Source organism: Tenacibaculum sp. AWR4_210, from assembly GCF_056160945.1.
In genome coordinates this window covers 90,575-115,233 of the sequence record NZ_JBSWYF010000002.1, presented here as the reverse complement: position 1 = coordinate 115,233, position 24,659 = coordinate 90,575, and the positions used below count along the sequence as shown (strand labels likewise).

Here is a 24,659-nt window from a genome sequence, read left to right as displayed (position 1 = left end):
TTTAATTTGATTTTTCTATTCTAAACCCGACATGAGTAACCCCTGGTAAGGCCTCAATGCCTTGTACTGCTCCCATTTTTCGCATAGACTGCTTAATTTTAAAATGGTACATCCCCGTATTGGGGAAGGTGATTTTTTCTTTATAGAAAAGTTTATTTTCCTTAATATCCGTCATTCCCTTTCCCAAAAACTCACCTGCTGCAGTGGCCATATCGTATTCTAAAGTATCTATTACCTGGGTACCGTCTGGAAAATCCATTTGTGTGATAACAAATAGATTGCTGTACGCGTAGTCCTTATTGTTTCTGAGATTGATAAAAAGATCGTGCTTACTGAGCGTGTCATTCACTTCAAAACTAAAATCCAAAGTATTCGCAGCTTCCCATTTTTGATGGGAAAGTGGCAAATAGGCATCAAATACCCCCTTGCTATCGCAGGCTACTACGCTGAGCATCAAGAAGCCCATCAAAAGCCCTTTATTTCTTTTTATTCGTCGGAGCATTTTTGTCGTTATTATTATTCTTTCTGTTGTTATTCGTTCTCCTTCTCGGAGCTGTTGAATTCCCTTTAGCTTCAGGATTCTTTGCTGCTGAAGGTCCATTATTTCCTCCCGATTGAGGTTTTGCAGCTCCTTCACCTCCTTTTTTCGGTTTGCGATTTCGAGACCTGTTACCGCTATTTTTCGGTTTTGCCTCGTTTGCTTTTGGATGGGTATCCGTACTCTTACCTTTTCCTGCAGTCGCCTTTGGTCTCGCTTGTTGATTAGACTTCGTTTGTTGACCGGACTTCGCTTGTGGATTGGTTTTGGTTTGTTGATTTGGCTTTGGCCTCGATTGCCCTCCCTTTTTTGCTTCGGTATTTTTAGCCCTGTTATTTCTAGACTTACTCCTGCTATTTCTCGACGTTCCTTCTGCTGGTTTTTTTGCCTCACCTTTTGAATTCCCAGCGTTGCTTTTCGGTTTACTTCCTCCAGCATTCTTAGAATTATTCTGCGCAGTTCCTCCTTTTTTATTTTGAGGTCTTTTACGATTTCTTCGTCTGTTGCGCTTCGGTTTTTTAGGCGTATCAAAACGCGTTAAACTATCTTGACCAACCACATTCTCAAAATCGACAGACTCGTCTTCTAAGATCTCCGATTCATATTCTTCCAACGGAGAAGCAAGTTCTTTATTTTCATTGAGCTCGATGATTTCTTGAACCTGTTCGAGTGATAATTTATACCATTTAAAACTCTCTTCTTTATACGTATACCAGAGTAACTCTTTAAAAATGTCCATTTTTACAAAAACGGCATCTCCTTTTTCAGTTTTAAGTACGAGATCTTGTGCTGGAAACTCCTTTAAGGCATCCAAATAGGTGTCTAATTCAAAATTTAAACAACACTTCAACTTCCCACACTGTCCAGCGAGTTTCAATGGATTAAGCGACAATTGTTGGTAACGTGCGGCAGCCGTATTCACTTTACGGAAGTCAGTAAGCCACGTAGAACAGCACAATTCTCTTCCACAAGATCCTACACCTCCTAGTCGGGCAGCTTCCTGACGCATTCCTACCTGTCTCATTTCAACGCGAATAGAAAAGGCACTAGCCAGATCGCGAATAAGCTGACGGAAATCTACTCGTTCATCAGCGGTATAATAAAAGGTCGCTTTGGTTCCGTCTCCTTGGAACTCAACATCCGACAATTTCATTTTCAATCCTAATTTCGAGATAATTTCACGACCACGACGCTGGGTTTCGAGCTCTCGATCGCGTGCATTTTGCCAAACATCAATATCTTTTTGGCTCGCTTTGCGATAAATTCGCTTCACGTCTTCACTATCAAACGCAACCTTGCGTTTTCTCATCTGAACTTTTACCAATTCACCTGCCAACGAAACCACGCCGACATCATGTCCTGACGAGCCTTCGACGGCAACAACGTCACCCATAGATAGGGTTAGTTTCTCGGTATTTTTAAAAAAGTGTTTTCTTCCGTTTTTAAAACGGACTTCATATATCGAAAATGGAGCTTCACCTGTCGGTAAAGTCATATTAGACAACCAATCAAAAACGGCTAATTTATTTCCACTACCACAAGACCCAGAAGCGCAATTTCCATTGCTCTTACAGCCCTTAGGCACTCCGTCTTTACTAGTTGAGCAACTGCTACAACTCATAATTTACATGTATATTTTTATCGCATTCTTTAAACCTGACCTTCATCAGCATCAAAAAACACTTATTATCTTATTGATTTTCAATTTTTTAACCTCAAATAGTCAAAATCTACTTTTAATGAGTAAAGATACATATTCTTATGAAATGTAAAAACCGGATCAGTTTATTCTTTTATTCTGTTAAAACAGCCCTAAATTTTGGGGTATAACAGTAAAAAAAACCCACTGCTAAGCAGTGGGTTTTTAAAAATTTTATCGCTAGAAGTTTATACAACTCCTTGATCTAACATTGCATCGGCTACCTTTACGAATCCAGCAATATTTGCTCCTTTAACGTAATCCACGTAACCATTTTCATCAGTTCCGTAAGTAACACAAGCTTCGTGAATATTATTCATGATACCATGTAACTTGCTATCTACTTCCTCTCTTGTCCAAGAAAGACGCAACGAGTTTTGAGACATTTCCAAACCAGATGTTGCTACTCCACCAGCATTCGAAGCTTTTCCTGGAGCAAATAAGATTTTTGCTTCGTGGAATACTTCAATAGCCTCAGGAGTTGACGGCATGTTAGCACCTTCAGCAACACAGATACATCCGTTTGCTACTAAAGCTTTTGCTTCCTCACCGTTTAACTCATTTTGCGTTGCACATGGCAAAGCCACATCACACTTCACACCCCAAGGTCTTTCACCTTTGAAGAACTTAGCCGACGGGTACTTTTCAACGTATTCGTGAATTCTTCCACGACGAACGTTTTTCAACTCCATTACAAACGCTAATTTTTCAGCATCAATTCCTTCCTCGTCATAGATAAATCCAGAAGAATCAGATAAAGTAACTACTTTACCTCCTAATTGTGTTGCTTTTTCTGTCGCGTATTGTGCTACGTTTCCAGATCCTGAAACTACAACTGTTTTACCTTCGAAAGACTCACCTTTCGTTTTCAACATGTTCTCAGCAAAATATACATCACCGTAACCTGTTGCTTCTGGACGAATTAAAGATCCTCCCCAAGAAGCTCCTTTACCAGTTAATACACCAGTAAATTCGTTACGTAAACGCTTGTACTGACCAAACATAAATCCTATTTCACGACCACCAACACCGATATCTCCCGCAGGAACATCCGTATCAGGACCAATATGACGTGCTAATTCACTCATGAATGACTGACAAAAAGCCATTACTTCGCGATCTGACTTTCCTTTTGGGTTAAAGTCAGAACCACCTTTTCCACCTCCCATAGGTAAGGTAGTCAAGGAATTTTTAAACACCTGCTCAAATCCTAAGAACTTTAAGATTGATAAGTTTACAGATGGGTGGAAACGCAACCCTCCTTTGTAAGGACCAATAGCAGAATTGAACTCCACTCTATACCCTCTATTCACCTGAGTTTCGCCATTATCATCTACCCATGGCACTCTGAACATAATAACACGCTCAGGCTCTACCATACGCTCAAGTAATTTTTTATCTTGATACTTAGGGTTATTTTCAATGAACGGAATAACTGTTTCTGCGACCTCCTTCACTGCTTGCAAAAACTCTGGTTCGTATGCATTACGTTCTTGAACGTAATCCATAAAAGCATTTATTTTAGATTCCATAAATCTTTTAGTTGTTGTTATTAAATATTAACAATTTTACTCGGCAAATATAATTAATTTACAATTTGTTAAATTTGATTTTATCGTTTATTTTTCTTATTCCTACAACGATTTCGTTATTCCCTAAAAACTCCTGCTTTTTTAACCAAAAAAACGTAAATTTGCGACTTAATTTTTTTTGCAACAAAAACAATGTTAGACAAGGTTAAAGAACTTATTGGAGATGTACAGGCATTTAAAGCCACCTCTAAGGAAGAAGTTGAAGCTTTCAGAATCAAATATTTGGGTAGTAAAGGACTTTTAAAAGACTTATTTGCTGAGTTTAAAAACGTAGACGCTGAGTTACGCAAAGATTTTGGTCAAGCCCTCAACAACCTAAAGAAATCAGCGGAAGGAAAAGTTGCTGAATTAAACGATGCACTGGAAAGCGCTATCGAAGAAAAAGGTGTTTACGGAGACCTTACCCGTCCTGCAGAACCTATAGAACTCGGTTCAAGACACCCTATTTCACTCGTTAAGAATCAAATTATCGAAGTGTTTAACCGCATCGGATTTACCGTATCAGAAGGTCCAGAAATAGAAGATGATTGGCATAACTTTACGGCCTTAAACTTACCGGAATACCATCCAGCACGCGACATGCAGGATACTTTCTTTATCGAAAAAAATCCGGATACCTTATTGAGAACCCACACCTCATCGGTACAGGTACGTTACATGGAAAACAATGAACCTCCTATTCGTACCATATCACCGGGACGCGTTTTTAGAAACGAAGATATTTCGGCAAGAGCACACTGTATTTTTCACCAAGTAGAAGGACTTTACATCGATACCGATGTTTCTTTTGCGGACCTGAAACAAACGTTGTTGTACTTTACCAAAGAAATGTTTGGAAAGTCGAAAATTCGATTACGTCCTTCGTATTTCCCTTTTACGGAGCCTAGTGCTGAAGTAGATATTTACTGGGGACTTGAAACCGAAACAGATTACAAAATTACCAAAGGAACAGGATGGCTTGAAATTATGGGATGCGGTATGGTAGATCCAAACGTATTAAAAAACTGTAATATCGATCCTACCAAATATTCAGGGTATGCCTTTGGAATGGGAATCGAACGAATTGCCATGCTTTTATACCAAATACCAGATATTCGAATGTTTTACGAAAACGACAAACGTTTCTTAGAGCAATTCAAGTCTGTTTTATAAAAATAGTTTATATACCACTCACGAGTTAAGAACCACTTAACAACTACAAAAATTCACGACGGGAAGCACTGCTTTCCGTTTTGATTTTACGAAAAGACCCTAATACAGTAATTGAAGTAGTATGAAAAAAGACATCCAAATCCCAGAAGTAACCGATATCGAAATGGCTGTGGTTTTAGAGCACAATGAAACCCATAATTGCGATGATTGGAACGTGTATTTACTGAATAAAAAATCCGTTGCTATCGAAATGGTTGTTATCGTATCACAAGGATTCTCCGAAACCAAAACCACTTCTGTTTTTAGAAAAAAAATCGATGCTCTTCCTGCAAATTCAGTAGCTAAAATTGAGTTAATTCAGCCTGAATTATTCGCTTTAGACAATCGCTTTCAAGTCAGTTTTTTTGAAGGGAACACCTTGTTTGAAAAAACGTTTACTTTTGAAAAAAACACCATTAAAGAAGGAAATCTCCGCATGTTAACCCCTTTTAATAAAAGAGGCGTTTTATGCAAATAATACAAAACGACAGGTAGTTTTACCTGTCGTTTCTTTTATACTTAAGATTTTAATTCAACGCTACAAGATTGGTAAATCTTATCCAATTCTTGCTCATAAGTCTCGAGCTGAGCGTACACACTTTCAATTTTTGACAAATCGGCTGCCAAGGCATTTATCGAAGCTTCGATACTATTTTCAAAAGAATTCAATGCAGATGTCAAGTCGTTTAGTACCCCTAAACCAGGAATAGAAGGCAGATTAATGTTTAAATGCAATGCTTTAAGTACAGGATCTAACACTTTTTCCATGGCTTTGTTTAGCAAATCCATCACCGGCTTGATCACATCAACACCTTTTAAAATATCGTTCACCGAAAATGAAAAGTACACGGTGTGCCATCCACATGGATACGGAACTTTTACTCCCAACACGTGCTTATAACACACTTTTGGATAACCTCCGTAAGGCACTCTAATAGTATCACTCAGTACTTTTTTCACCTCATTCAGCTCAGAAATTAACGGATTCAACACATTCATAATTGCGTTGATTTGGTTTTGTAAACTCACCAAACCAGAAACCATCCCTACCAATTTTTGGGCCTCAGCCTCCGCGCTGTTAATCCCGTTTAACAATTGAATTTGAACGGCATCAAAATCCAAAACAATAGGATCTACTTTTTCTGCTGCCGCATCCAAACCATTCCCTAAGGAAGTTTTTACCGAAGAACTAGGAAGACTATCGATACACTGAATAGCATTTCCAAGCGCAGCAATTAACGAGTTTTCTCGATTCATCAAATTCAAAAGTGCTTTGTCTACTTGTTGCACCTTAGGCGCTATCTTTTCAATAGCATTGCGCACAGGAGACACCACTTTCTCTACGTCATTTGAAGCTGATAACGCCTCATCAATAGGTTTTTTGAACGCCGATAAGGTATCTTTTAATTCAGCAGCTTCGGCCCCAATTTCTGGGATAACAGAAACCACTTCTAACAAATCAATAGCTTCACCGAGTGCCGAATCGATATCGCTCAAGGCCGTATTGATTTTTTTTGAAACGGCGAGATCGTTGTCTATCGTTTCCAGATCATTGTACAAGCTCTTGGTATCCGCTTCTAATTTAGCAGTATTCCCTTCGGTCGTACTTACATCGTGCATTAGTTTGTTGGCAGCTGCTAATTCTTGCGTAGCTGCGTCAGTAATTTGAGAATTTACTGTTGACATAATAAATAGTTTAGTTAGTTAATACTCGAAGGTCCTCCGAAAGACTCCTCGTAGCGCTGGGTAATTGCGCTACGATAACAAAACAGACTCTCTAAGTCCCTTCACTACTCAAAGTTTGTCATTTTAAATCCTTTACGTCTACAAAAATCCACAAACGACTGATTTACAGTCACAAAAACCACTACCAACAGTACAACTGTAGGTAAAAGAAAACCCCGCCAAATGGCGAGGTCTTCAGAAATCAATATAGGTATATTACTGAACTGTAAGTGTGTACTGTGGCGTCGGGTTCAACGGACAAAAATATACGTACTCTCCCTTTTCCAACTGTACTTTTTTAGAACGTGACTTTTTGTTAGTTTTAACTAAAGACGTTACATATGCGTTTTTAATATGGTGCTTTTGATCGGTTTTTCCTTTCGGAGCTAGCACAAATCCTACATCGTGCCCTACTTCGTTGTTAGCGATTTCGAAAACATAGGTTCCCGGTGCTAGGGTTAAGGATTTTTGAGTAAATTCTCCCTTAGTTTGTTCTAAGGCTACTGTTTTTACTGATTGTGCATTTGCTTGAATTCCGAATCCAAGTACTAAAGCGATAATTGCGATTAATTTTTTCATGATGATATAGGTGTTTTTTGATTAGATTATAGATTATACGTTTGCTGAAAATTTACCAGCTGTTACTTTTGGAAAATCAATTTCCGTTTCTGCGATGTGATTTACATAGTTTGTTAAGGTATTTGAAACCACATTTAACACGATTTCAAGAATATCCTCATCGGTATACCCCGCAGCCTTAGCCGCTTGTACTTCCTCAGTACTAACTTTCCCTCGGTTCTTTGTTACGAGCTGTGCAAATTGAAGCCCTGCTGCAACTTTAGCATCTGAGGCATTGGCAACACGGTTTTGCTCAATTTCTGACTCCTCTAAACCGTTCATTTTCCCGATAGCAGTGTGTGCTGACAAACAGTAATCACAACTGTTCTCTTCTGCGATGGCAAGTGCCAATTGCTCTCTGAATTTATTGGTGAAATTTCCACTCGCTGTCAATTCTCCTAAACTCAAATAGCTCTGTAAGGTCGCAGGAGAGTTTCCAAATACCTTGATAAGGTTCGGAATAAACCCTAATTTAGCCTGAACGGCATCAAATAACTCTTTTGATTTCCCAGTAGTAGTCGCTGGGTCTAATGTTTTAATTCTTGTACTCATAATGCTTTTATTAAATAGTTCTTTTAATTACTTATTACACTGACACAATTCTCTTTCCGGATATTGCTCATCGTATTCCTGATAGCCCCAACAGTTTGGGCATTGGTGTTCCTCTGTTCTCATATAGCCTTGTGTTTTATTTCTGATACAAAGATGCGACAGATACCAAGCTCAAAAAATGGACAAAGGTTCCTAACACTTGGACAGCTATACAAAAGGGATGATTTTAAGAGCAAAAACAGAAAAAAACGCATAAAAAAACCGGCTGTACGATCGCTAATCACGTACAGCCGGCATATACACATCTAAAAAGTAAAAATTCTATTTCTTTTGAAATTGCTTTGGCGAAATTCCTGTGGCCTTAGCAAAAAACCGGGAAAAGTAAGCCGGATCATTAAAGCCTAAATCAAAGGCTATGTATTTGATGGCATCATTAGAATACCTCAACTTTCTCTTAGCTTCCGTAATAATGCGATTTTTTATATAATCACTCGGAGTTTGTACACCTAACTTTTGGAAGTGTTTTGTCAATGACTTCGGCGACAAGCCCAACCTATTGGCGTAATCAGTAACGCTGTGCAGGGATTTATAATTTTGCTCAACTAACAAACTAAAATCTTTAAACAGCTTGGTTTCTGCATCTTCCTTAACAACATCTCTTTCTTTTTTTATTCGCACGGAATACACTATAAACTGTTTTAAAAAAGACTGTAGCATGTCGTATTGTGCAGTTTCTTCTAGTCGGAACTCCTCAATTAAACCCGACAAAATCATTTCGAGTCTTTTTGTTTCCACGTCAGACGGAGATACAAAAGGGGTTTGATATACATTATTAAACAGCACCCCATTACAGGCAACCTCAGCATCATGCGCTTGGATACAATAAAAATCTCTCGTAAAACTCAACTGGTAAGCTTCTTTCACTTTTTCTGAATCTACGGTAAACACTTGCCCAGGAGATAGAAAAAAAAGTACATTCCCCGTAAAACTATAACTCTCGAAGTCAATTGTATAAGTACCCTTTCCTTCCTTAATCCAGTAAATCTTGTACGAATCAACGCGCTCGTTCTTATTTGCTATACAGGCTTTTTCAAACTGCACCTGATGTAAAGCGAAAACATTCTTAAAATTATAGGTTACTAAATCTTGCACTGCCATAGTTTGCGATAGTTTTAATGAATTGGTCGTATAAATACAAGATACTGACAAAAAACCACTAAAAAAACCTTTGGCAGAAATCAGTAGTAATCTCCTAAAAACAGTGACGTCAAACAACATCCAATGCCTTTAACTACGCATAAAAAAAGACCACTAAGTTTAACTTAGTGGTCCTGATAAATTTCTCTTTCTCTTATAGTGCTATCTATCGCTACCTAAACAACCGATATCCCACTCCTATGTTATGAGTAGGCTGACTCCAAGTATTCAAATTCATACGATAACTCGCAAACCAAGCTCCTCGGTGCTGGTATTGCACTCCTAAACTTACATTTGAAAATTTGGTCGCATTCCCTCCTAACTCCGAAAAGATATACCAACCACTGTAGTACTGTTTTGGATATTGAATCGTCTTTTTAACGTTTACCTCAGCCGTCTTGTTTTTATAGGTCAATTTTCCATCCAACAAAACCCCTCGAATCAACTGATAAGAATAAATCTCCAACGAAGGCGTCTGCAGTGTATCACGATATGCACGAGCAGTCATGACAGCTGTCGTATCTTTAATCAATGTGCTATCACTAACCACTACCGCAGGCTGTTCACGGTAAACATAGACTTTTTTAAACTTGGTTCTTTCTAACAAAAACGTATCTATTTTTGTTCTCCAAATAGTATCGTGCTGCACCGTAATTACGGGAGAACCTTCCACTGTGGTGCCTTCTTTTCCTGACCTCAACCAAAAAAGCAATACCGCAATTACGAACAGCCACAATCCTCTTTCTAGCTTCATAGCAACTTCTTTTTTTTTATTAATTTACCTGTACCATCAAAACGGCGAAAAACTCATTAAATCCCTGTAGTGCTCCCATACTCTGGAGCGCTGTGCTGTTTGCCCTGATTTTGTAATCTTGCATACCTGCGGTACCACCACCACGGAAGTATTGGGTGTATTGAATTTTATAAGGTAATTGAGCAGTAATTTCAAGGTTTTCAGCACCACCTGACAAGTTAACTGCATGCAACAGTAAAAATCTACCTTCTAATTTTGCGTAAAACGAAGTTGCTGTATACCCCTCATTTAAAGGCACTGCTACCCAGTCTGAATGCATGTCTTGATGCAACAAGTTCGTTTTAGGATCAATCACGACATCGCGGAATTTTGGCAAATACGAACTGTGGTAGTTTCTTTCAGGAAGGTCTCCTAAAGCACTGCTATCTTTAGCATACTGGGCAAGGTCGATCTCCTTGAGTACTTCGCCATCTTTCAAAAAGCTAATTTTATTTCCCGTAACTCCTGCTACATCGTACACAGGTATTTTTTTAGCCTCAGCAATCGAGACAGCTCCTTTTTCGTCAATTACAAAGCTTCTTTCAGCACTTCCCTCAGACTGTTGTGCATCGATATAACTATCAATTAAATCTGCGTATTGCGCTTGGGTTGGCTTGTCGCCAGACTCGAAGTACTGTTTTAATTCTTCTTTTGTTTTTTTCATCTTCTTATCATAGTTTTTTATGTGATTTCTTCTATTTATGATAAAAAGAGTCCCTAAAAACACCTCAAGAACGGTGATAGTGACTAAACTTTAACAATTACACAAGAACTAGGTTCCCTGCATTATCAATGGTAATTTTCTTGGTCGTATTCCCATCAGGACTTTTCAAAACGATTCCACCTCCGTTCGCCTGCACTTCAATATGCTTCGTGCTCAGCTGCTCTGTTAAGTCTTCAACAAAAGCAAAAGTTCCTGTCGATCCTTTACCGACCCTATTCTCTAACTTTAAGGTATGAATATTCGTAAAATTCGAAGTGATAATATACGGTTGAGACGTTCCTTTAGGATTGAAAAAAAAGCCCTTCGAGGCAGCACTTTCCGTATATCCTGCACAAGCGGTAACTCCATTAATACCACCAGCCGACGGCGTGGGTTTAAAAGCCACCCTCCTCATGATTAAATCGTTACTAGTTTCGTTTCCTACTGACGACACCTCATGTAAATTTCCGTTGGCTCCACTCGCTGCTGGCAAAGTAATTTCCTTTACTACCACACCGTCTTTCAACAACGATAGTTTATTATTGGCAACCTCCGATAAACTGTACACCGGAATTGGCTGTTGTTCTACCACAGCGACCTCTCCCTTTTCGTCAATGGCAAACTGTCTGTTGGGCTTACCTTCGGGTTGTTTCGCATCGATATAACTATCAATCAAATCCATGTACTGTTCTTGTGTAGGCTTATCTCCCGTCTCAAAGTACGTCTTTATCGTTTCTTTATTTTTTTTCATTTTTCGATTTATTTTTAGTCGAAGTTGCTAGCGCAATGCCCCAGCAACTCCTTGTGTATTTTAGTTATTGGTAAACATTGGTCATATAACACCCTGAGACAAAAACAGCTCCATTGGTAAACTCGACTTTTGATAACGTAGTGGTTCCACCTGCGTTTAAAATACCGTAATTGAACTTAATACGATCGGTGTATTGCCCAACTCCTACATAAGCGTTGAGTGTCTCGGTAGGCAGGGTAATTCCAGAATTCCCTGACTTAAAAGCACTGATATTCAAACTACCTCCCAGAGTCAAGTCTGCGGATCTGAAGGGTAACGAAATTGACATAGCTCCAGACCCTGCTTGAATAGTATTCGATGGAGTTGTAATTCCTGTAAGCTTGATGGTTACATATACCAAATTCCCGATTCTCAAGTACTTTCCTTCCGCTGAAGTTGTGTTGTAAGTAAACTCATTTACTCCTGAATGCCCTCTGAACACAGGGGTAAAATTCCCCTCCGCGTAGTAATTGGCCTTCATAAGACCTGCCTTTGACATTGTTGCTACAGGAATGACAGCAGCTGTTCCTGAACTTGAAACTACTTTTCCTTGATCAGCTGCAGTTTCATACGATAAGTTCGTCGCTGTACCTCCAGCTCCGCCGCCTACTAAAGAACTAAAATCGACCGTAAACTCTGATCCATCGGTTCTGGTAAACGTCGCAATTCCATTTCTATCTACTTCTCCCTCCGTCAGTCGGGCCAGATTAGTATCATCGAGATACGGAGACAAGTTAATTTCCTTTACCACCACACCGTCTTTTAAAAGGGATAGTTTATTATTCACTATATCCGACAACGTATACACTGGCAACGATGGTTTTTCAATAACGCTCACGGCCCCTTGTTCATCAATAGAAAACTGTCTATCTGCAGTTCCTACTGGTTGTTTTGCATCGATATAGCTATCGATTAAATCGGCATATTGCCCTTGTGTTGGTTTGTCACCTGTTTCAAAGTACTTTTTTAAGGTTTCTTTGCTTTGTTTCATATTCTTTTTTTGTTTTTACTCGATGTTTATTTAATTTTTCTACTTATTAGCTTTGTGCTGACGCTCCAAACACGTTGGTTCTGTAGGTACCTCCCAAGATTAATTGCGTTCCCGGAGTTTTGAACTGGAGGTTATTAACTCCGCTGAGAAACACTTTATCGCTCGTTGAGAATATTCCGTACACTGTAGCACCTTCAGGACTTATAGACCCCGAAGCCCCATAACTTAATCCACTTATGGTTGCATAGCCATTATTTAAAGTAAAACCTGCAACAGGAAGCCCTTCCGGTAATGTTATATTGATCATACCTCCGGCATTTGGCGTCGTCAACTCCGTTAGATTGATCCAAAAATGGACGGTATTACCCATACGGACGTAATTCGCATCAGCACTCGTACCTATACTCCCTAAGGTTACTCCTTTTGCAATTTTTGGAGTCCAGGTACCTTCTTCGTAAAAGTTGGGCATCATCAACCCTGAGTGGGTCTTATTCGCCAGAGGAATTTGGGTATTGGTCCCACTGCTTGACGCCACTGTTCCTGGCCCAGCACTCGCGACATACGATAAATTTGTTGCTCCGCCAGCTGGGATATCGTCTAGGTGTGCAATGGTACCAGACTTCCCTTGTAATAGGTGCTGCGTACTTCCCGTAATGGTCGCTTTAATAGTAGCGGAACCCGCATTGTTCGGTTCTGTAAAATCAAGTGCATTTGCACCCGCACGGATACGTCCTCCAGCAACGATTCCTTTTGCAGCGGAGATACCGTTATTACTTTGAATATAACCAGTATACAAACTCGACTGAATTGTTTTGGTTCCGGTAATGGTCTGATCAGTATCTAGGGTTACAAAATTCCCTCCGGAATCTCCACCTGTGGCGTTAATTACCGGTCTTTGAGGATCTGACGTATCAATGGTTACGTTGGTTCCACCTTGGTAGGCGGGCACCTTTTGCTCGGGTGCAACTTTTACGGCTCCCTGCTCGTCAATAACAAATCTTCTGTTCGAGGCTCCTGCAGGCTGTTGTGCATCGACATAGCTATCGATTAAATCGGCATACTGTCCTTGTGTAGGCTTATCACCTGTTTCGAAAAATTCTTTTAAAACTTCTTTTGTTCTTTTCATCTTTTTTATCTGTTTCAATGATAAAAAAGAGGCGCTAAAAACTACGTTAGCGACTAAACTTTTTCTTGTTCTTCTTTTTTTGGCTGCTCCTTATTCAACTGTTCCAGTGTCGATTTAAAACCAGACTGATTCAATAAGTTATGCAGTACTTTAAACGGATTTACTCCGTAAATTTTATTGTAATTTTCTAGGATTGATTTTATTTCAGTAATCGCAATAAACCCAGCAATAATTTTTAAAAATGGCACCTCATCAACGATGTGAATTTCCAAGAAATACGCGGAAATAATCACCAAATTATAAATAAAAAACTTGGAAATTGTATGGGCAATTTTGGCGCTTTTAATCGGCATTAAAAGCTTAATTGACGCATAGGCACCGGTAATAAAATCAACTACAATAAGAAACATTACAGTAGTCAACACCCCGTTTAACGGCGAAAGCAAGGCTAACAACCAAAAAACGCTGGGAGTTAACTTATCCATGTTTCGCTAATTTTCTGTAATCTAAAATTCTGTTTTTAGGATAGGCCTTAATACTCACACTATTCCCCTGGTTTCCACCTAATAAATACACATATCGCTTGGACTCCTTCACTAAGAATCCGACATGTCCTTTCCAGCTATTCGGTGATTCACGCCACAATACCACCACATCTCCTGGTTCTGGTTGCATGGTAGACGTTCCTACCGATAACCAACTTCTTGCCGTAAGTTGATTGGATCTTTCATAGCCAGCTTGCTGTGCTACCCAGTTGGCAAAAGCACTGCACCAAGCTGTTTCTTCTTTAAATTTTGTAGCCTCGAAGCCCATTGAGGTAAAGTAGTTGATAATTTGAGGGTGGTCTTTAGCCCCTTTTACTTCTTTTACTCCATATTGCGACAACGCTACTGTTAATACATTACTCATACAAATGTTTGAATTTTTAGCGTTCGCAGATCAAACTATTAAGTTTGTGATTCTTTTTCGTTTTTTCTTGACCTGAATGAGGTTTAACCCAACTTTTTTTAGTTTCTGGCGAACAATACTAGATTAATAATTACTTGAACTGTTAGAAAAGCTAAGCAAATATACAACATTTTACAAACAACACCAAAACATTTTACAAATTAATTCAACATATTGCGGAAAAAAATTATCAACCAATTGAAACTTAAATTCCTAAATTTACAAGCACGAAAAAAAAATTAAAAACGCTATGTTACTACTATTTGGAACCGGCAAGACACGGCTGGACGCTAGAATGCTTACTTCTGAAACTCCTTGTGATCACTGTCAACAAGAAAACACGTATGGAGCTATCACAGAAAGCACCTATTTCCACATCTTTTGGATTCCTATCCTCCCAATCAGCAAAGAGACTGTAGTCGTTTGCCAGCATTGCAAAAAAGCGTATCACGAAAAGGAGCTACCTCCTTACCTTCAAAAAGCGCTTACACAGTCCTACGAGCAGCAACAGGTAAAACACAAATTTTGGGAATACTTTGGCTGTCTTGGCATCAGCGCAATCATTGCCTTTTTTGTAATTACTGCAGTATTTGCCATATTTTACAATCTCATCAAAGGACAACCCGACAGCCCAGCTTCTTCTGATTCGTACTACCATACCGAGGGGACAGCTCCCCCAGAAAACACTCGTTCTGAGTCAGTACTCCCCCTGTGGCTGCAAACGCTAGAGAAAGATAGAAGAAAGGCAAATTACTTTCCTGAAGCAACCGAACAGGCACTGGAACACCGAATTTTTGAATGCCTAGAGAGCAACTTAGCTACTGCTAAAAAGGGAGACATCGCCTATTATACCAAGGTGCAAGACAACAAAATACTCGTGTTAGTTGGGGCCTTTAATTTAGAAAGTTATACAGGTCAACAACGCGACTCCTTTTACAGCCGCATTAATGAATGTCTCGACAAGGTACTCCCCTCTGAAGAGCAGCAACGCTATGTGGGTATCTTTAAAGGAAAAACCTATTATTATCAGCAAAACAACACCACACAAAAGGATACCGTTCAAACCAAAAGCCCTGAACTATTGAGAGCTTTTTACACAGAATAACAAAAAAAACCGCAGTTAAAACTGCGGTTTTTAAAAATTGTATTCTTTACAATATTACCAGACTTAACCTGTCTTGTTTTGATGAGCGGTTATTCTTAAATAGTATAACGCGCTATTTTCGAACTTATCCAATCTTCAAAATTTTCGGCAAGTTTTCCAAAACTAAATTCATCAGGTTCTTCTTGATGTGCTTCACATGCCAAACGATATACAGGTGGATTTCCTCCTTTGTTTAACGGAAAATAAAACAGTGACCTCGAATCGTAATCAACTGCAAAAACCCAAAAAGGCTTGGGTACCAATCCATCAAAACCGAATTCCGTCAACCAGGACTTCGCATCCTCCTGAAAAGATTCTAAATAATCAAAATTGTGAGACACTCTAACAAAGGGTGCTTCCTCCCCAACGTGAAGTAAAAAAGATTTATAGCTCTCAGGAAATTCTACTCCTGCTCGCTCTTCCATCATTTGAATCTCGTTTATCGAAACACCACTCCCATCTTCATAGGTTTCTTTCCATTGTTTAATTTTTTCCAACATACCTCATTATTTTTTCTTAGTTAATTTTCCTGTAGCCCTTTCTAGGCCTGTCTTATCAATTACGACTTCTCGTTTTCCTTTTTTATTCACGTAAAAAGGTCTAAAAATCGCTAAGTCGGCATCGTAGAGCTCTTGAAACAGCAATAATTCTTTTCTACAAACAATACACGGATCATAAGTAGAGTCAATTTTTAAGTCGATTTTCAGCCTTTTCAAATCTTCCAATGGGATACCTAATTTATCAGCAAGCTTTACTATATCTTCATTTACCAACTCCAATATTTTCCTTTCCGAATCATTGAGCCTTGGTACATTTAATTCTGAATCGTAAAAATGCGGCCTATGCGTTTCCCTATGAGGAGCTCCTAAAGAACCAGGAATCTTCGCTCCATTTCCTGCGTGTTCAATATAATCATACGTATACACCTTTCCTTCGAACTTTATTTCCAATTTTGCCGTTGCTATATTCACGTTTTTCAATTCCTCGTAATATACCAAGAGTTCGTCTAACCTTTCTTTTGGAATTTCTTCCTTCACAATCTTAGAACGCTTATTCCACTCATCCTTAATAAAAAGATCATCGAGTTTACCGTCGAGCATAAAACGTTCTCTATTCTCCTTAAACCAATTATCAATTTTAAGAAATTTTGCATTTTTTCTCCTAAACAAACTGCGTTTTCTTCGAGCAATTCTCTTTATTTCGTTCTCAAAAAAGTCTTTATCCCGCGTCAATCGATACAAATACTTATCATATTCAGGGGTAAAATCATATCCTTTGGAAGAGAATAACAAATCTCCTTTATAATACACTTTTTTCACTTTAGATTTTAAGAGTATCGTTACAATTGCCGGTATCGAGATAAAAGAATTAAAACTATCAAACTGAAAATTAAAGCGTACCTCTATTCCGAGAAGCTTTAGTTTTTCAGCCAGCTCAGGATTGATATTCAACAATAGCTTGTTCTTGATTTCTTTTACCGCCTTTTTTAACTCATTTGCTTTCTTAGGTAGGTCTTTAACGATTTCTGCAATTGTTTTCAGTCCTTTTTGTGCCGCTCGAGCTCCGGTTAGCAAGCTGACAATCATCTCAATGAGTTTCGGAAAAAACTCACCAAACAAATAAATTTGCTTGTACTTGTTTTCTTCGTCAACAAAGGCAAAAAACTTTTGAAGCTCCTTTTGAAACATGTTAACCAGTAAAGACCATTCAAAATTTTCAGCAAATTCTTCAAGAGCGTTGACTAACTCAAACATCGTTTCCTTATTGAATAAGCCTATCATGGAACCGATTCCTTCTACAACAGAAGCAACAGCATCAATTAACCCATTGATTAACCCAACTATAAAAGCATTGTTTTCACGGATGTATTCATTCAAACTTTTTAGGGGAGTCAACAAGATTTTCTTAAACCATCTGAGCAATTGATTCACCTGCCGTGCAAACCCTCGATAAATGGCCGCTGCCTCAGGATGTTGAGGCATCCCAACTTCTCCTAACTCCAGCCCATCAAAAAAAGCTTCTAAACGCTCTTCAAAACTTGAAAAATCGCTAAATAAAGGACTGTAATCGGGTTTGTTTTTTTTGTCTTTGCTATCCGGATTCCATCTTTTTTCTGCTAATTTTAGCTTCCTAATTTCCTTAGCCAACGCCAAAAAAACTTCATCAGCCAAAAACTTTGCAATATCACTTACACCTTCTACCCCCAGAATCAAACACTGCTGTAGGAGCCTTACAAACTCTTCGTATACTTTTGGAGCTTCAAAGACCTCTGATGGAAACTCAGTTACAAAATCACCTATCAAACCTTTCAGGTGTAAATAGGCCGTTTCATCTTTAGCTCTGCTCGTTCCGGTCCAACTCAAATAATCTTTTAGGATTACTTCCATGTTTTTCGGATCCTGCTCAATGGCCTTCACCAAATTGACTCCTAAACTCACTCCGTGAATCTTTTTAATATCTCGATGTCCAAGGCCTGCGTTTTCCAGCTTTTTAAATGACCCTTTGACTTTCATTTCAGGGCTGTATAACTGCGCAAATACTCGAAACTTATTGGGAGCGTGTTTTAACAGACCAAACTTCTTTTCAAAATCTCGTTTTGATGCTACCCAAATAATCCCCGACTGCACGCGTTTGGTTGTGAGCTTAATAGGATCTTTGTATACATCTAAATCAGCAACTTCGGGCGCTAAAAATTGAAAAGGAGGTGTGAACTCAAATTTTTCTTTTAATTCAAATTGACTTTTCATCATACTAATTCTTCTTCAAAATTTCACAAAAAAGCCCCACAAGACCTTTGCAAACTATTTCACATACCTACAGCAATACCCCGGTGCAAGCGCATAGATGCTCGCATTAAAAACTTTATTAAATAGATGAAAAATGTGCCTGTGACAACGAAATTTTGTCACAGAAAGCACGAGGTTAGCACAATAGTGAAATGTTTAGCAAAGCCTTATGAGACTCACTTTCAATTTACTGCCGTTTAGGCTACAGTATTCGTTTTTCCAACGATATCAAAGTCAACACCATCAGGTGACGTTTTTACGGAATCAAACAAACCACCGCTTTCACAATCTGGATTACAAGGTAAGCCGCCTTCATTCAAGGCTACAGCGTCTGCCTGTAAAACGGTTAATGAAGTAGGAACACGTGTTTCCCAAGTTCCTTCGATTTCTCCCTCGACCGTTTGCATTTCGTCAACAACAGAAACGTACAAATCGTCATCAATGTCCGTTACCATTCCTTGACCATTCCAGATTTCTCCGGTTTTCATATACCAGTTAACTGCTTCTTCAAATCCTGGCTTAACAGGCACTACAGCTCTCGCCATGGCACTTTGTAAAAAGGCCTTAAATACGGGGTCATTCCCTCCGAGATAATTGAACGATTTTTCCCAAGCTCCTTTGTTTTTGTAGAAGTACGGATAAAACGTATAGGCCATGATTTCCCAATCAAATGCTTGTTCAAAGAATTTAACCAGCGCACTGTGTTTTTCGAAGCCTACATTTTTAACCACCTCCGTATAATCTTCATTTATGTAATGAGACTCGCTAGTATTCAATCCGAATGGCTCTGTTAATAAATCAACAGCGATTCGTTTTAGCTCGCGTTTTTCAATACCTCGATTCAAAGCAGCGTTCAATTCCTTTTTCTCTTCCTTAGCGGCTTTTGTAGCATCTTTGATCTGTGCGTACTCATTGTACTCTAACACGCGATCGCGGTACGCCTCCATAATGCGTTGGTAATTTTTATTTTGCCAATTTTGACCGGCTGCAACGGTAGGAATACACCATACTCTTACATTCACACTTCCTGAATGGCGTCCCATTACAGAATATGAAATAGCGACTTTTCCTGTCAATTCTCCTAAGAAACTAGTTTGACTTCCAATAGTACATCGATTTCCTCCAAGCAATACTTGAACACCTTTTCCGTCATCTTTTTCATTTGACATCGTAGTCTGAACTTCGTACCAACGGGCTTTATACCCTTCCGGAATTACCAACTCATAACTTCCTGCAGCTACCTCATCGTATTCCGCACCGTGACTTTCAGGAGTTGTAAACGTCAAGCCTTTACTAACACTTATATTCTCTGGATAGGCCTCCACCTCTGCACCGTAAGCCGCTGCTACTTTTTGGTAGTTTTGTATGCTTAAATCTCCTGCATTTTTGATTCCATTGTGGGAAATATTTCCGTATTCGTCTTTAATAATCGGAATATTTAGCTCAGCCGGATGGATTGGCTTAACAGGAGCAACTCCTGAAAACCCTTCTTCCGTAGTATCCTTCCCCCAATACGAATCGATGAAATACTTCGCCGGCTCCGGGATAGAAAACTCGTACATCAAGCGCTTTCCGTAGTTAATAATTTTGTTGTTGTAAATTTTATCAACCCACCTGTAAACACCCGTTACGTGTTTATCGCCTTTGGTGTTGTCAAAACCGTGTTTATTATTTTCTTCAAATTCACGCAACATACGCGATGTTCTTCGTGATGACACCTTTTGCACAACGCGTTCTAAAGCGCGCTCCGTTACTTCTTGTGCGTAATTTTGCGCTTGCGAATTCGAATTTGACTGTGAACTGTTTGAAGCCGAATTAAAACTTGCTCCTGCACTAAACTTAACACCTCCAAAACCACCACTTACGCTGGCATTAGCACCATAACTCGTCGATGAATCTTTACTTACAACTGACGATACTTCACTTTGCAGCTCATTGCGTTCCGTGGTACTGGTATCCGTCAAGTTTTCAACTTCTTGCTCTGATGTTTTTTCCGTGGTTACCTCTGAACTGGTCAAATTTCTGGTAGAGCGCTCCTTGTATTCCTTCGCCATAATATTTTCGATATGCGAAACTTCTCCCGGAACATAGCAACATACTTCCTGCTCTACGCGTCTGAAATCGGCAATTCCCAATTGTGTTACTCCGTAAAACACACCTTCCTCAGCATCAGAAGTATCCTCAGCGTTCTGCTTTATTTTACACAGTCCTCTAAAGTTGGCATCCAACATACCATCATCGAAAAGTACGGCCATCTTCTTTTCGTGGAAGGTCAATACAACCCCATTACTCAAGGTCAATTCTCCTTTTAATTGATAGGTGCCTTCAGCAATCATTTTCTTCTCAGGGAACAACGCTACAACGAGGTCTTTTTTACTAAAACTTGACGCCTTACTTTCTACAGCGGTTCCTGCGTACAACGCTCCACCGTCGGCTTGCAATAATTCGTATGTAGCACTGGTAACTGTCACTCCTTCTTGCGGAATACGCAACACCAACTCTACACTCGATTTGGTTTGAAAAAATGGAAATACCAAACTTCCGTTACTCGCTAAACCTCCCCAATACGAATACACCGGAACTTGTTTGTCTATGTTAAAGACTAAAGATTCTCCATTAATTTTGAGCGCCTTTGTTTTTTGCGGTGTATTTTCAATTAAATTCTGGTATTCTTTGGCCACCTTTTTCTCGACAGCTTTGGTAACTTCGGTAAACGTGTCGTACATTTTAAACTCTTCAGAGTTCAATAATAAATTAGTTACCTCAGAAAAAGCGGTTACTTCAGCAGCATTTGACAAAGCAGCTTCCGCTTTCGCCGAAACAGGCTGATTTCTCGGAATCTGAACACCATTTTGAAAGCTAAACTTCGGTAACTTTAATTCTGGATAGGTTTTAACACTTTTTTGAAATCCCGTTTTGGAATCTACGACATTTTGAACAATGGGAGTCGCTTCATTTTTTAAGCGTTCAATCTCCTGCTCGTGTGCTTTAACTGCGACATCGTATCTCTTTTCTTCCGATTTTCTAAAGGTTCTGTCAGCTCTTTCTAATTCGTCTAAACTCGATTTTAACTGACTTATTTTAGTACGCGATTGGTGTAGTTTTAAGCTTGATTCCAAATATCGCTCCACGTCTTTCGTCAATCGAATATCCGGATTTCCAGCAGCATTTCTCCCTTCTAATATCACTGCTTTCGGGATAATCACACTCGCGTTAGCACGTCGAATAAACTGCTCCTTTTCTTCTTTTGAAAAAACAATACTTCCCGATTTTGGCACGTAGGAAGGAGTAAACGTCTTAAACTCCTTGGCAAATCGATACCCGATCATCAGCTGAATTAAAACATCCCTGATGCCAGCATCTCCTTTTTCGATCACGTTGTTGAACAATTGATTCCACAAAGCGTCTTCCATAGCTAAGAAGGCAGCATCAATTTTTAGGTCCTTTGGTAGGTTAGCAGCTACCGATTCATACGAAAAATACTGCTTATTTCTTCCTAACCACATTGAAAAATCGAAAATACTCTCGAAAGCTTTCTTTAAGGCTGCTCTGGAATTCAAACTCACAAATCCAGTATTGTAAGCGCCACTCAAAGCTGTTTTTCGCGCTGCTTCCGTGGTGACTCCATCCACTGCTAGGAGTGCTTTATTATTTTTCTTTCGCTCCTGAGGAAAGGAAATAAATCCTACTTCAAGATTTTTCTGATCAATAGTTTGTGGACTACGCAGTGTAACAAATCTAAAAAGGTTTGATGTAATTGGTTTTTTACTCATGTTAATTTTTTTTTAATTAATAATACTCCCTTAGAGCATCCTGTTTTTGGCTTTTCTAACAGTCCACTCTGGAATAGTATTCCAAAAAATGTTTGATTTTTTTAAATGAGATTTTAAGAAAGTGAAGAAAATCAAGTCAAAACCTCCAAAACGCAATCACTAAAACAACACAAATGTTTGATTTATAAAGTTTTTTTGTATCTTAGCAATTAATTACGGGGCAAATATACCACATTTTACAAACACACCCAAACAAAAGTGTAATTATTTTTTGTAAAATGTGCTAAAAAAAGAAAAACAATGAACATGGGGATATCAGAAAAAATAGCCGCTATACGCGATGCATTTCAGTTAAATAATTTTTCGCTTTCTAAGCGCATTGGCGTTACTGGTACCACCATCGACAGTATTATCAACGGTAGGCCGCAGCGCGATGGAAGCAGGAAGAAAACCAAACCAGGCTACGACGTATTAACAGCCATCATCAATGAGTTTAATATCAATCCAGACTACTTGTTTGGAAAAAGCGATCAGATGCTTAAAAGCGAAGTAACGAGCCCGACGAGCTATTCAGGGATGCCTCAAGTGGTTTCGGTAAATCCGCAAGGACATGAAAACATTATATACGTACCAATCCAAGCAAGAGCAGGATATTTAAATGGCTATGGCGATTCTAATTATATAGGACAACTTCCTTCCTTTCATATGCCGCATTTAAACAACGGAACATTTCGTTGTTTTGAAGTACAAGGGAACTCCATGGTCCGTACTTTCTTTGACGGTGATCTCGTTTTCGGTAAATACGTTGAACATTTAGAAGATATCAAAGACGGTAGGGTGTACGTCATCGTTAGTAAGAATGATGGTATTGTACTTAAACGCGTCATCAACAGAATTCAAGAACGCGGTAAGTTAATTTTAAAAAGCGATAACAAAACAGGAAATTACCCAACCTATACCATTAATGCAGAAGAAATTATGGAGGTGTGGTATGTAACCATGTTTGCTTCAAAGCAAATGCCAGAACCTGTGGATGTTTACGATAGACTGCACGACCTAGAAAGTCAACTCGTAGAATTACAAGAACAAATTAGCCGCAATCACTAGGAAGTACTATGAAACGTTATACGGCGTTATTTGCCTTTCTACTGCTGAGCAGTTACGGCTTTGGCCAGTCTAATTGGAAAGCTTTTACAAAGTTATCAGGGCCCAAGAAAAATTGGGTTATTTGGCATGTTTTTAAAGCAAAAAAAGCGCGACAAATATCACTAGAAGCTAGGAGGGTAGCTGACTCTATCAAAAACTCACCGTTACTAGACCGAGATCCTTCAGGAGGTCAAGTTGATGCTTTCCGACATGCCTATTGGATGGCGAGATTAAGACAGGAAATAGGTAAAAATGCAGCTCGATCATTAGGAAAAGCTCATGAAAAAGAAAACTACAACGATTTTCTAAAGAGACGAAAAGAGGAGGGAAGTGTGCCGGATGCCATCAGTTCAGAAATGGATTTGTACAACAACGAAATTGGGCTCAGTTTCACCGTTAAAAACTGTGTGTGTCCGAGAGAAGGACTTATTTACAAAATAATTAACGCCATTAAAGCTGGAAAACTCAAAGTGATCAAAAAAAATAAAGATCAACAGTTTTTAACCTGCAACGATGTGGTAATTCCTGAAGAAACCCTTCAAGGAGCCTGGTACAATGAAAAATGTCTCGTCCCATCTAATTATCGCAACCGCTAATGCAAAAAATTTATTTTATTCCAGGTACCATGTGTACCGCTGCCTTGTGGAGTTCCATGCACGCTGTAGCTCACAACTATACTCCGATTTATATCGATACGACTGCTGCGACCTCCTTCGATGAAATAAACGCCATTATCGATTCAACATTAACCGAGCCTAGTATTATAGTCGGGTTTTCAATGGGTGGTTTTGCCGCGATGTACTTCGCCGTAAAGCACCCTGAAAAAGTGCGCAAATTAATCGTTGTTTCGGCAACGCCCTTTGGATTGAGTGAGCGGGAATTATCACTGAGGAAAAGCACTTTAGAATTCCTTGAAAAACATCCTTACAAAGGAATTTCTCAGCAACGAATAGCACAGTTTATTCACCCTTCTCAAAAAGGGAATACTCCTTTGATTGCACTGATCAAAAAAATGGATAAGGATTTGGGTAAAGAAGTATTGATTAGACAATTGAAAGCCACTTCTAGCAGGACCGATATTAGTGAAGCGCTCAAAAAAAGTACCGTACCCATACTCTTTGTTTTAGCGGCTCAAGACTCTCTGGTAAATCCGGCGCCAGTAAAAGAATTATACCCTGAAATTCCGAAGGCTCGATATATGTTATTAAAGGGGAGTGGTCATATGATTCCGCTGGAAAAACCCGAAGTCTTAACAACGATTATTGAACGTTTTTCTGAAGCCCTATAATTTCGTATTTTTGCAGTACTAACCAACACATCATCCCAATGAGGGTAGCACCGATAAAA

Annotated in this window: 23 protein-coding genes; 6 read left to right on the top strand and 17 right to left on the bottom strand. The window is 39.1% G+C overall.

The genetic code is table 11. The annotated features are described in order from the left end of the window. Position 1: 1 nt before the first annotated feature. The 3 genes from ACXAG7_RS03815 to gdhA form a co-directional block, all read right to left on the bottom strand. Complete coding sequence (locus ACXAG7_RS03815; protein ID WP_408041857.1) at positions 2 to 502, bottom strand: gliding motility lipoprotein GldH; 501 nt, start codon at positions 500 to 502, stop codon at positions 2 to 4. Further along, positions 477 to 2,159, bottom strand: a complete 1,683-nt coding sequence (gene ricT, locus ACXAG7_RS03810) for a regulatory iron-sulfur-containing complex subunit RicT (protein ID WP_408041856.1) — start codon at positions 2,157 to 2,159, stop codon at positions 477 to 479. The genes ACXAG7_RS03815 and ricT overlap by 26 nt, the downstream gene beginning before the upstream one ends. A 266-nt stretch (positions 2,160 to 2,425) precedes the next feature. Then, positions 2,426 to 3,769: an NADP-specific glutamate dehydrogenase gene (gdhA, locus tag ACXAG7_RS03805; protein ID WP_408041855.1), complete on the bottom strand. Its 1,344-nt coding sequence runs from the start codon at positions 3,767 to 3,769 to the stop codon at positions 2,426 to 2,428. A 192-nt stretch (positions 3,770 to 3,961) separates the two neighbouring features. On the opposite strand from gdhA, the gene pheS reads away from it, so the two are divergent. Beyond that, a complete protein-coding gene (pheS, locus tag ACXAG7_RS03800; RefSeq protein WP_408041854.1) occupies positions 3,962 to 4,981 on the top strand; it encodes a phenylalanine--tRNA ligase subunit alpha in 1,020 nt (339 codons plus the stop codon). 121 nt (positions 4,982 to 5,102) lie between these two features. After that, complete coding sequence (locus ACXAG7_RS03795; RefSeq protein ID WP_476666021.1) at positions 5,103 to 5,498, top strand: hypothetical protein; 396 nt, start codon at positions 5,103 to 5,105, stop codon at positions 5,496 to 5,498. Between the two features lie 41 nt (positions 5,499 to 5,539). Here the strand turns inward: ACXAG7_RS03795 and ACXAG7_RS03790 are convergent, their stop codons facing one another. From ACXAG7_RS03790 to ACXAG7_RS03740, 11 genes are all read right to left on the bottom strand, one after another. Further along, a complete protein-coding gene (locus ACXAG7_RS03790) occupies positions 5,540 to 6,706 on the bottom strand; it encodes a hypothetical protein (protein ID WP_476666020.1) in 1,167 nt (388 codons plus the stop codon). Positions 6,707 to 6,961: 255 nt separating this feature from the next. Next, on the bottom strand, positions 6,962 to 7,324 hold the full coding sequence (locus ACXAG7_RS03785) for a plastocyanin/azurin family copper-binding protein (protein WP_408041851.1): 363 nt from the start codon (positions 7,322 to 7,324) through the stop codon (positions 6,962 to 6,964). A 33-nt stretch (positions 7,325 to 7,357) separates the two neighbouring features. Then, the gene (locus tag ACXAG7_RS03780) at positions 7,358 to 7,915 is read right to left on the bottom strand and encodes a carboxymuconolactone decarboxylase family protein (RefSeq protein WP_476666019.1); all 558 of its coding nucleotides are present in this window, start codon (positions 7,913 to 7,915) and stop codon (positions 7,358 to 7,360) included. Positions 7,916 to 8,236: 321 nt separating this feature from the next. After that, positions 8,237 to 9,073 (bottom strand): helix-turn-helix domain-containing protein, encoded by an 837-nt coding sequence (locus tag ACXAG7_RS03775; RefSeq protein ID WP_408041849.1) that lies wholly within the window; start codon positions 9,071 to 9,073, stop codon positions 8,237 to 8,239. 211 nt (positions 9,074 to 9,284) lie between these two features. Then, positions 9,285 to 9,866 (bottom strand): hypothetical protein, encoded by a 582-nt coding sequence (locus ACXAG7_RS03770; RefSeq protein WP_476666018.1) that lies wholly within the window; start codon positions 9,864 to 9,866, stop codon positions 9,285 to 9,287. Positions 9,867 to 9,885: 19 nt separating this feature from the next. After that, entirely contained in the window at positions 9,886 to 10,569 is a 684-nt protein-coding gene (locus ACXAG7_RS03765; protein ID WP_476666017.1) for a hypothetical protein, read from the bottom strand. A gap of 97 nt (positions 10,570 to 10,666) precedes the next feature. Further along, the gene (locus ACXAG7_RS03760; protein ID WP_476666016.1) at positions 10,667 to 11,359 is read right to left on the bottom strand and encodes a hypothetical protein; all 693 of its coding nucleotides are present in this window, start codon (positions 11,357 to 11,359) and stop codon (positions 10,667 to 10,669) included. 64 nt (positions 11,360 to 11,423) lie between these two features. Next, the gene (locus ACXAG7_RS03755) at positions 11,424 to 12,389 is read right to left on the bottom strand and encodes a hypothetical protein (protein ID WP_476666015.1); all 966 of its coding nucleotides are present in this window, start codon (positions 12,387 to 12,389) and stop codon (positions 11,424 to 11,426) included. A 46-nt stretch (positions 12,390 to 12,435) separates the two neighbouring features. Continuing rightward, a complete protein-coding gene (locus ACXAG7_RS03750; RefSeq protein WP_476666014.1) occupies positions 12,436 to 13,515 on the bottom strand; it encodes a hypothetical protein in 1,080 nt (359 codons plus the stop codon). A 53-nt stretch (positions 13,516 to 13,568) separates the two neighbouring features. Beyond that, positions 13,569 to 14,000, bottom strand: a complete 432-nt coding sequence (locus ACXAG7_RS03745; protein ID WP_408041843.1) for a phage holin family protein — start codon at positions 13,998 to 14,000, stop codon at positions 13,569 to 13,571. After that, the gene (locus tag ACXAG7_RS03740) at positions 13,993 to 14,424 is read right to left on the bottom strand and encodes a TIGR02594 family protein (RefSeq protein ID WP_476666013.1); all 432 of its coding nucleotides are present in this window, start codon (positions 14,422 to 14,424) and stop codon (positions 13,993 to 13,995) included. The genes ACXAG7_RS03745 and ACXAG7_RS03740 overlap by 8 nt, the downstream gene beginning before the upstream one ends. 289 nt (positions 14,425 to 14,713) lie before the next feature. Between ACXAG7_RS03740 and ACXAG7_RS03735 the strand changes: the two genes are divergently transcribed. Beyond that, positions 14,714 to 15,568 (top strand): zinc-ribbon domain-containing protein, encoded by an 855-nt coding sequence (locus ACXAG7_RS03735; protein ID WP_476666012.1) that lies wholly within the window; start codon positions 14,714 to 14,716, stop codon positions 15,566 to 15,568. A 95-nt stretch (positions 15,569 to 15,663) separates the two neighbouring features. Here ACXAG7_RS03735 and ACXAG7_RS03730 read toward each other — a convergent pair whose 3' ends face one another. The 3 genes from ACXAG7_RS03730 to ACXAG7_RS03720 form a co-directional block, all read right to left on the bottom strand. Beyond that, a complete protein-coding gene (locus ACXAG7_RS03730) occupies positions 15,664 to 16,107 on the bottom strand; it encodes an SMI1/KNR4 family protein (protein ID WP_408041840.1) in 444 nt (147 codons plus the stop codon). Positions 16,108 to 16,113: 6 nt separating this feature from the next. Further along, positions 16,114 to 18,357 carry a hypothetical protein gene (locus tag ACXAG7_RS03725; protein WP_476666011.1) on the bottom strand — a complete coding sequence of 748 codons (2,244 nt, stop codon included), beginning with the start codon at positions 18,355 to 18,357 and terminating at the stop codon, positions 16,114 to 16,116. Between the two features lie 233 nt (positions 18,358 to 18,590). Next, positions 18,591 to 22,166, bottom strand: a complete 3,576-nt coding sequence (locus ACXAG7_RS03720; RefSeq protein ID WP_476666010.1) for a hypothetical protein — start codon at positions 22,164 to 22,166, stop codon at positions 18,591 to 18,593. 306 nt (positions 22,167 to 22,472) lie between these two features. Here ACXAG7_RS03720 and ACXAG7_RS03715 point away from each other — a divergent pair, with 306 nt between their 5' ends. Genes ACXAG7_RS03715 through ACXAG7_RS03705 form a run of 3 tightly spaced genes read left to right on the top strand, consistent with a single transcriptional unit; the run spans position 22,473 to position 24,600 of the window. Beyond that, a complete protein-coding gene (locus tag ACXAG7_RS03715; protein WP_408041837.1) occupies positions 22,473 to 23,273 on the top strand; it encodes an XRE family transcriptional regulator in 801 nt (266 codons plus the stop codon). Between the two features lie 8 nt (positions 23,274 to 23,281). Then, positions 23,282 to 23,908: a DUF6973 domain-containing protein gene (locus ACXAG7_RS03710; RefSeq protein WP_476666009.1), complete on the top strand. Its 627-nt coding sequence runs from the start codon at positions 23,282 to 23,284 to the stop codon at positions 23,906 to 23,908. Next, on the top strand, positions 23,908 to 24,600 hold the full coding sequence (locus tag ACXAG7_RS03705) for an alpha/beta fold hydrolase (RefSeq protein ID WP_476666008.1): 693 nt from the start codon (positions 23,908 to 23,910) through the stop codon (positions 24,598 to 24,600). Before ACXAG7_RS03710 ends, ACXAG7_RS03705 begins: the two co-directional genes overlap by 1 nt. Positions 24,601 to 24,659: the final 59 nt, after the last annotated feature.

What these genes read in the sequence shown, in the direction of transcription:
- ACXAG7_RS03815 (WP_408041857.1), bottom strand. Translation starts at nt 502, where the DNA reads ATGCTCCGACGAATAAAAAGAAATAAAGGGCTTTTGATGGGCTTCTTG.
- ricT (WP_408041856.1), bottom strand. Translation starts at nt 2,159, where the DNA reads ATGAGTTGTAGCAGTTGCTCAACTAGTAAAGACGGAGTGCCTAAGGGC.
- gdhA (WP_408041855.1), bottom strand. Translation starts at nt 3,769, where the DNA reads ATGGAATCTAAAATAAATGCTTTTATGGATTACGTTCAAGAACGTAAT.
- pheS (WP_408041854.1), top strand. Translation starts at nt 3,962, where the DNA reads ATGTTAGACAAGGTTAAAGAACTTATTGGAGATGTACAGGCATTTAAA.
- ACXAG7_RS03795 (WP_476666021.1), top strand. Translation starts at nt 5,103, where the DNA reads ATGAAAAAAGACATCCAAATCCCAGAAGTAACCGATATCGAAATGGCT.
- ACXAG7_RS03790 (WP_476666020.1), bottom strand. Translation starts at nt 6,706, where the DNA reads ATGTCAACAGTAAATTCTCAAATTACTGACGCAGCTACGCAAGAATTA.
- ACXAG7_RS03785 (WP_408041851.1), bottom strand. Translation starts at nt 7,324, where the DNA reads ATGAAAAAATTAATCGCAATTATCGCTTTAGTACTTGGATTCGGAATT.
- ACXAG7_RS03780 (WP_476666019.1), bottom strand. Translation starts at nt 7,915, where the DNA reads ATGAGTACAAGAATTAAAACATTAGACCCAGCGACTACTACTGGGAAA.
- ACXAG7_RS03775 (WP_408041849.1), bottom strand. Translation starts at nt 9,073, where the DNA reads ATGGCAGTGCAAGATTTAGTAACCTATAATTTTAAGAATGTTTTCGCT.
- ACXAG7_RS03770 (WP_476666018.1), bottom strand. Translation starts at nt 9,866, where the DNA reads ATGAAGCTAGAAAGAGGATTGTGGCTGTTCGTAATTGCGGTATTGCTT.
- ACXAG7_RS03765 (WP_476666017.1), bottom strand. Translation starts at nt 10,569, where the DNA reads ATGAAAAAAACAAAAGAAGAATTAAAACAGTACTTCGAGTCTGGCGAC.
- ACXAG7_RS03760 (WP_476666016.1), bottom strand. Translation starts at nt 11,359, where the DNA reads ATGAAAAAAAATAAAGAAACGATAAAGACGTACTTTGAGACGGGAGAT.
- ACXAG7_RS03755 (WP_476666015.1), bottom strand. Translation starts at nt 12,389, where the DNA reads ATGAAACAAAGCAAAGAAACCTTAAAAAAGTACTTTGAAACAGGTGAC.
- ACXAG7_RS03750 (WP_476666014.1), bottom strand. Translation starts at nt 13,515, where the DNA reads ATGAAAAGAACAAAAGAAGTTTTAAAAGAATTTTTCGAAACAGGTGAT.
- ACXAG7_RS03745 (WP_408041843.1), bottom strand. Translation starts at nt 14,000, where the DNA reads ATGGATAAGTTAACTCCCAGCGTTTTTTGGTTGTTAGCCTTGCTTTCG.
- ACXAG7_RS03740 (WP_476666013.1), bottom strand. Translation starts at nt 14,424, where the DNA reads ATGAGTAATGTATTAACAGTAGCGTTGTCGCAATATGGAGTAAAAGAA.
- ACXAG7_RS03735 (WP_476666012.1), top strand. Translation starts at nt 14,714, where the DNA reads ATGTTACTACTATTTGGAACCGGCAAGACACGGCTGGACGCTAGAATG.
- ACXAG7_RS03730 (WP_408041840.1), bottom strand. Translation starts at nt 16,107, where the DNA reads ATGTTGGAAAAAATTAAACAATGGAAAGAAACCTATGAAGATGGGAGT.
- ACXAG7_RS03725 (WP_476666011.1), bottom strand. Translation starts at nt 18,357, where the DNA reads ATGATGAAAAGTCAATTTGAATTAAAAGAAAAATTTGAGTTCACACCT.
- ACXAG7_RS03720 (WP_476666010.1), bottom strand. Translation starts at nt 22,166, where the DNA reads ATGAGTAAAAAACCAATTACATCAAACCTTTTTAGATTTGTTACACTG.
- ACXAG7_RS03715 (WP_408041837.1), top strand. Translation starts at nt 22,473, where the DNA reads ATGGGGATATCAGAAAAAATAGCCGCTATACGCGATGCATTTCAGTTA.
- ACXAG7_RS03710 (WP_476666009.1), top strand. Translation starts at nt 23,282, where the DNA reads ATGAAACGTTATACGGCGTTATTTGCCTTTCTACTGCTGAGCAGTTAC.
- ACXAG7_RS03705 (WP_476666008.1), top strand. Translation starts at nt 23,908, where the DNA reads ATGCAAAAAATTTATTTTATTCCAGGTACCATGTGTACCGCTGCCTTG.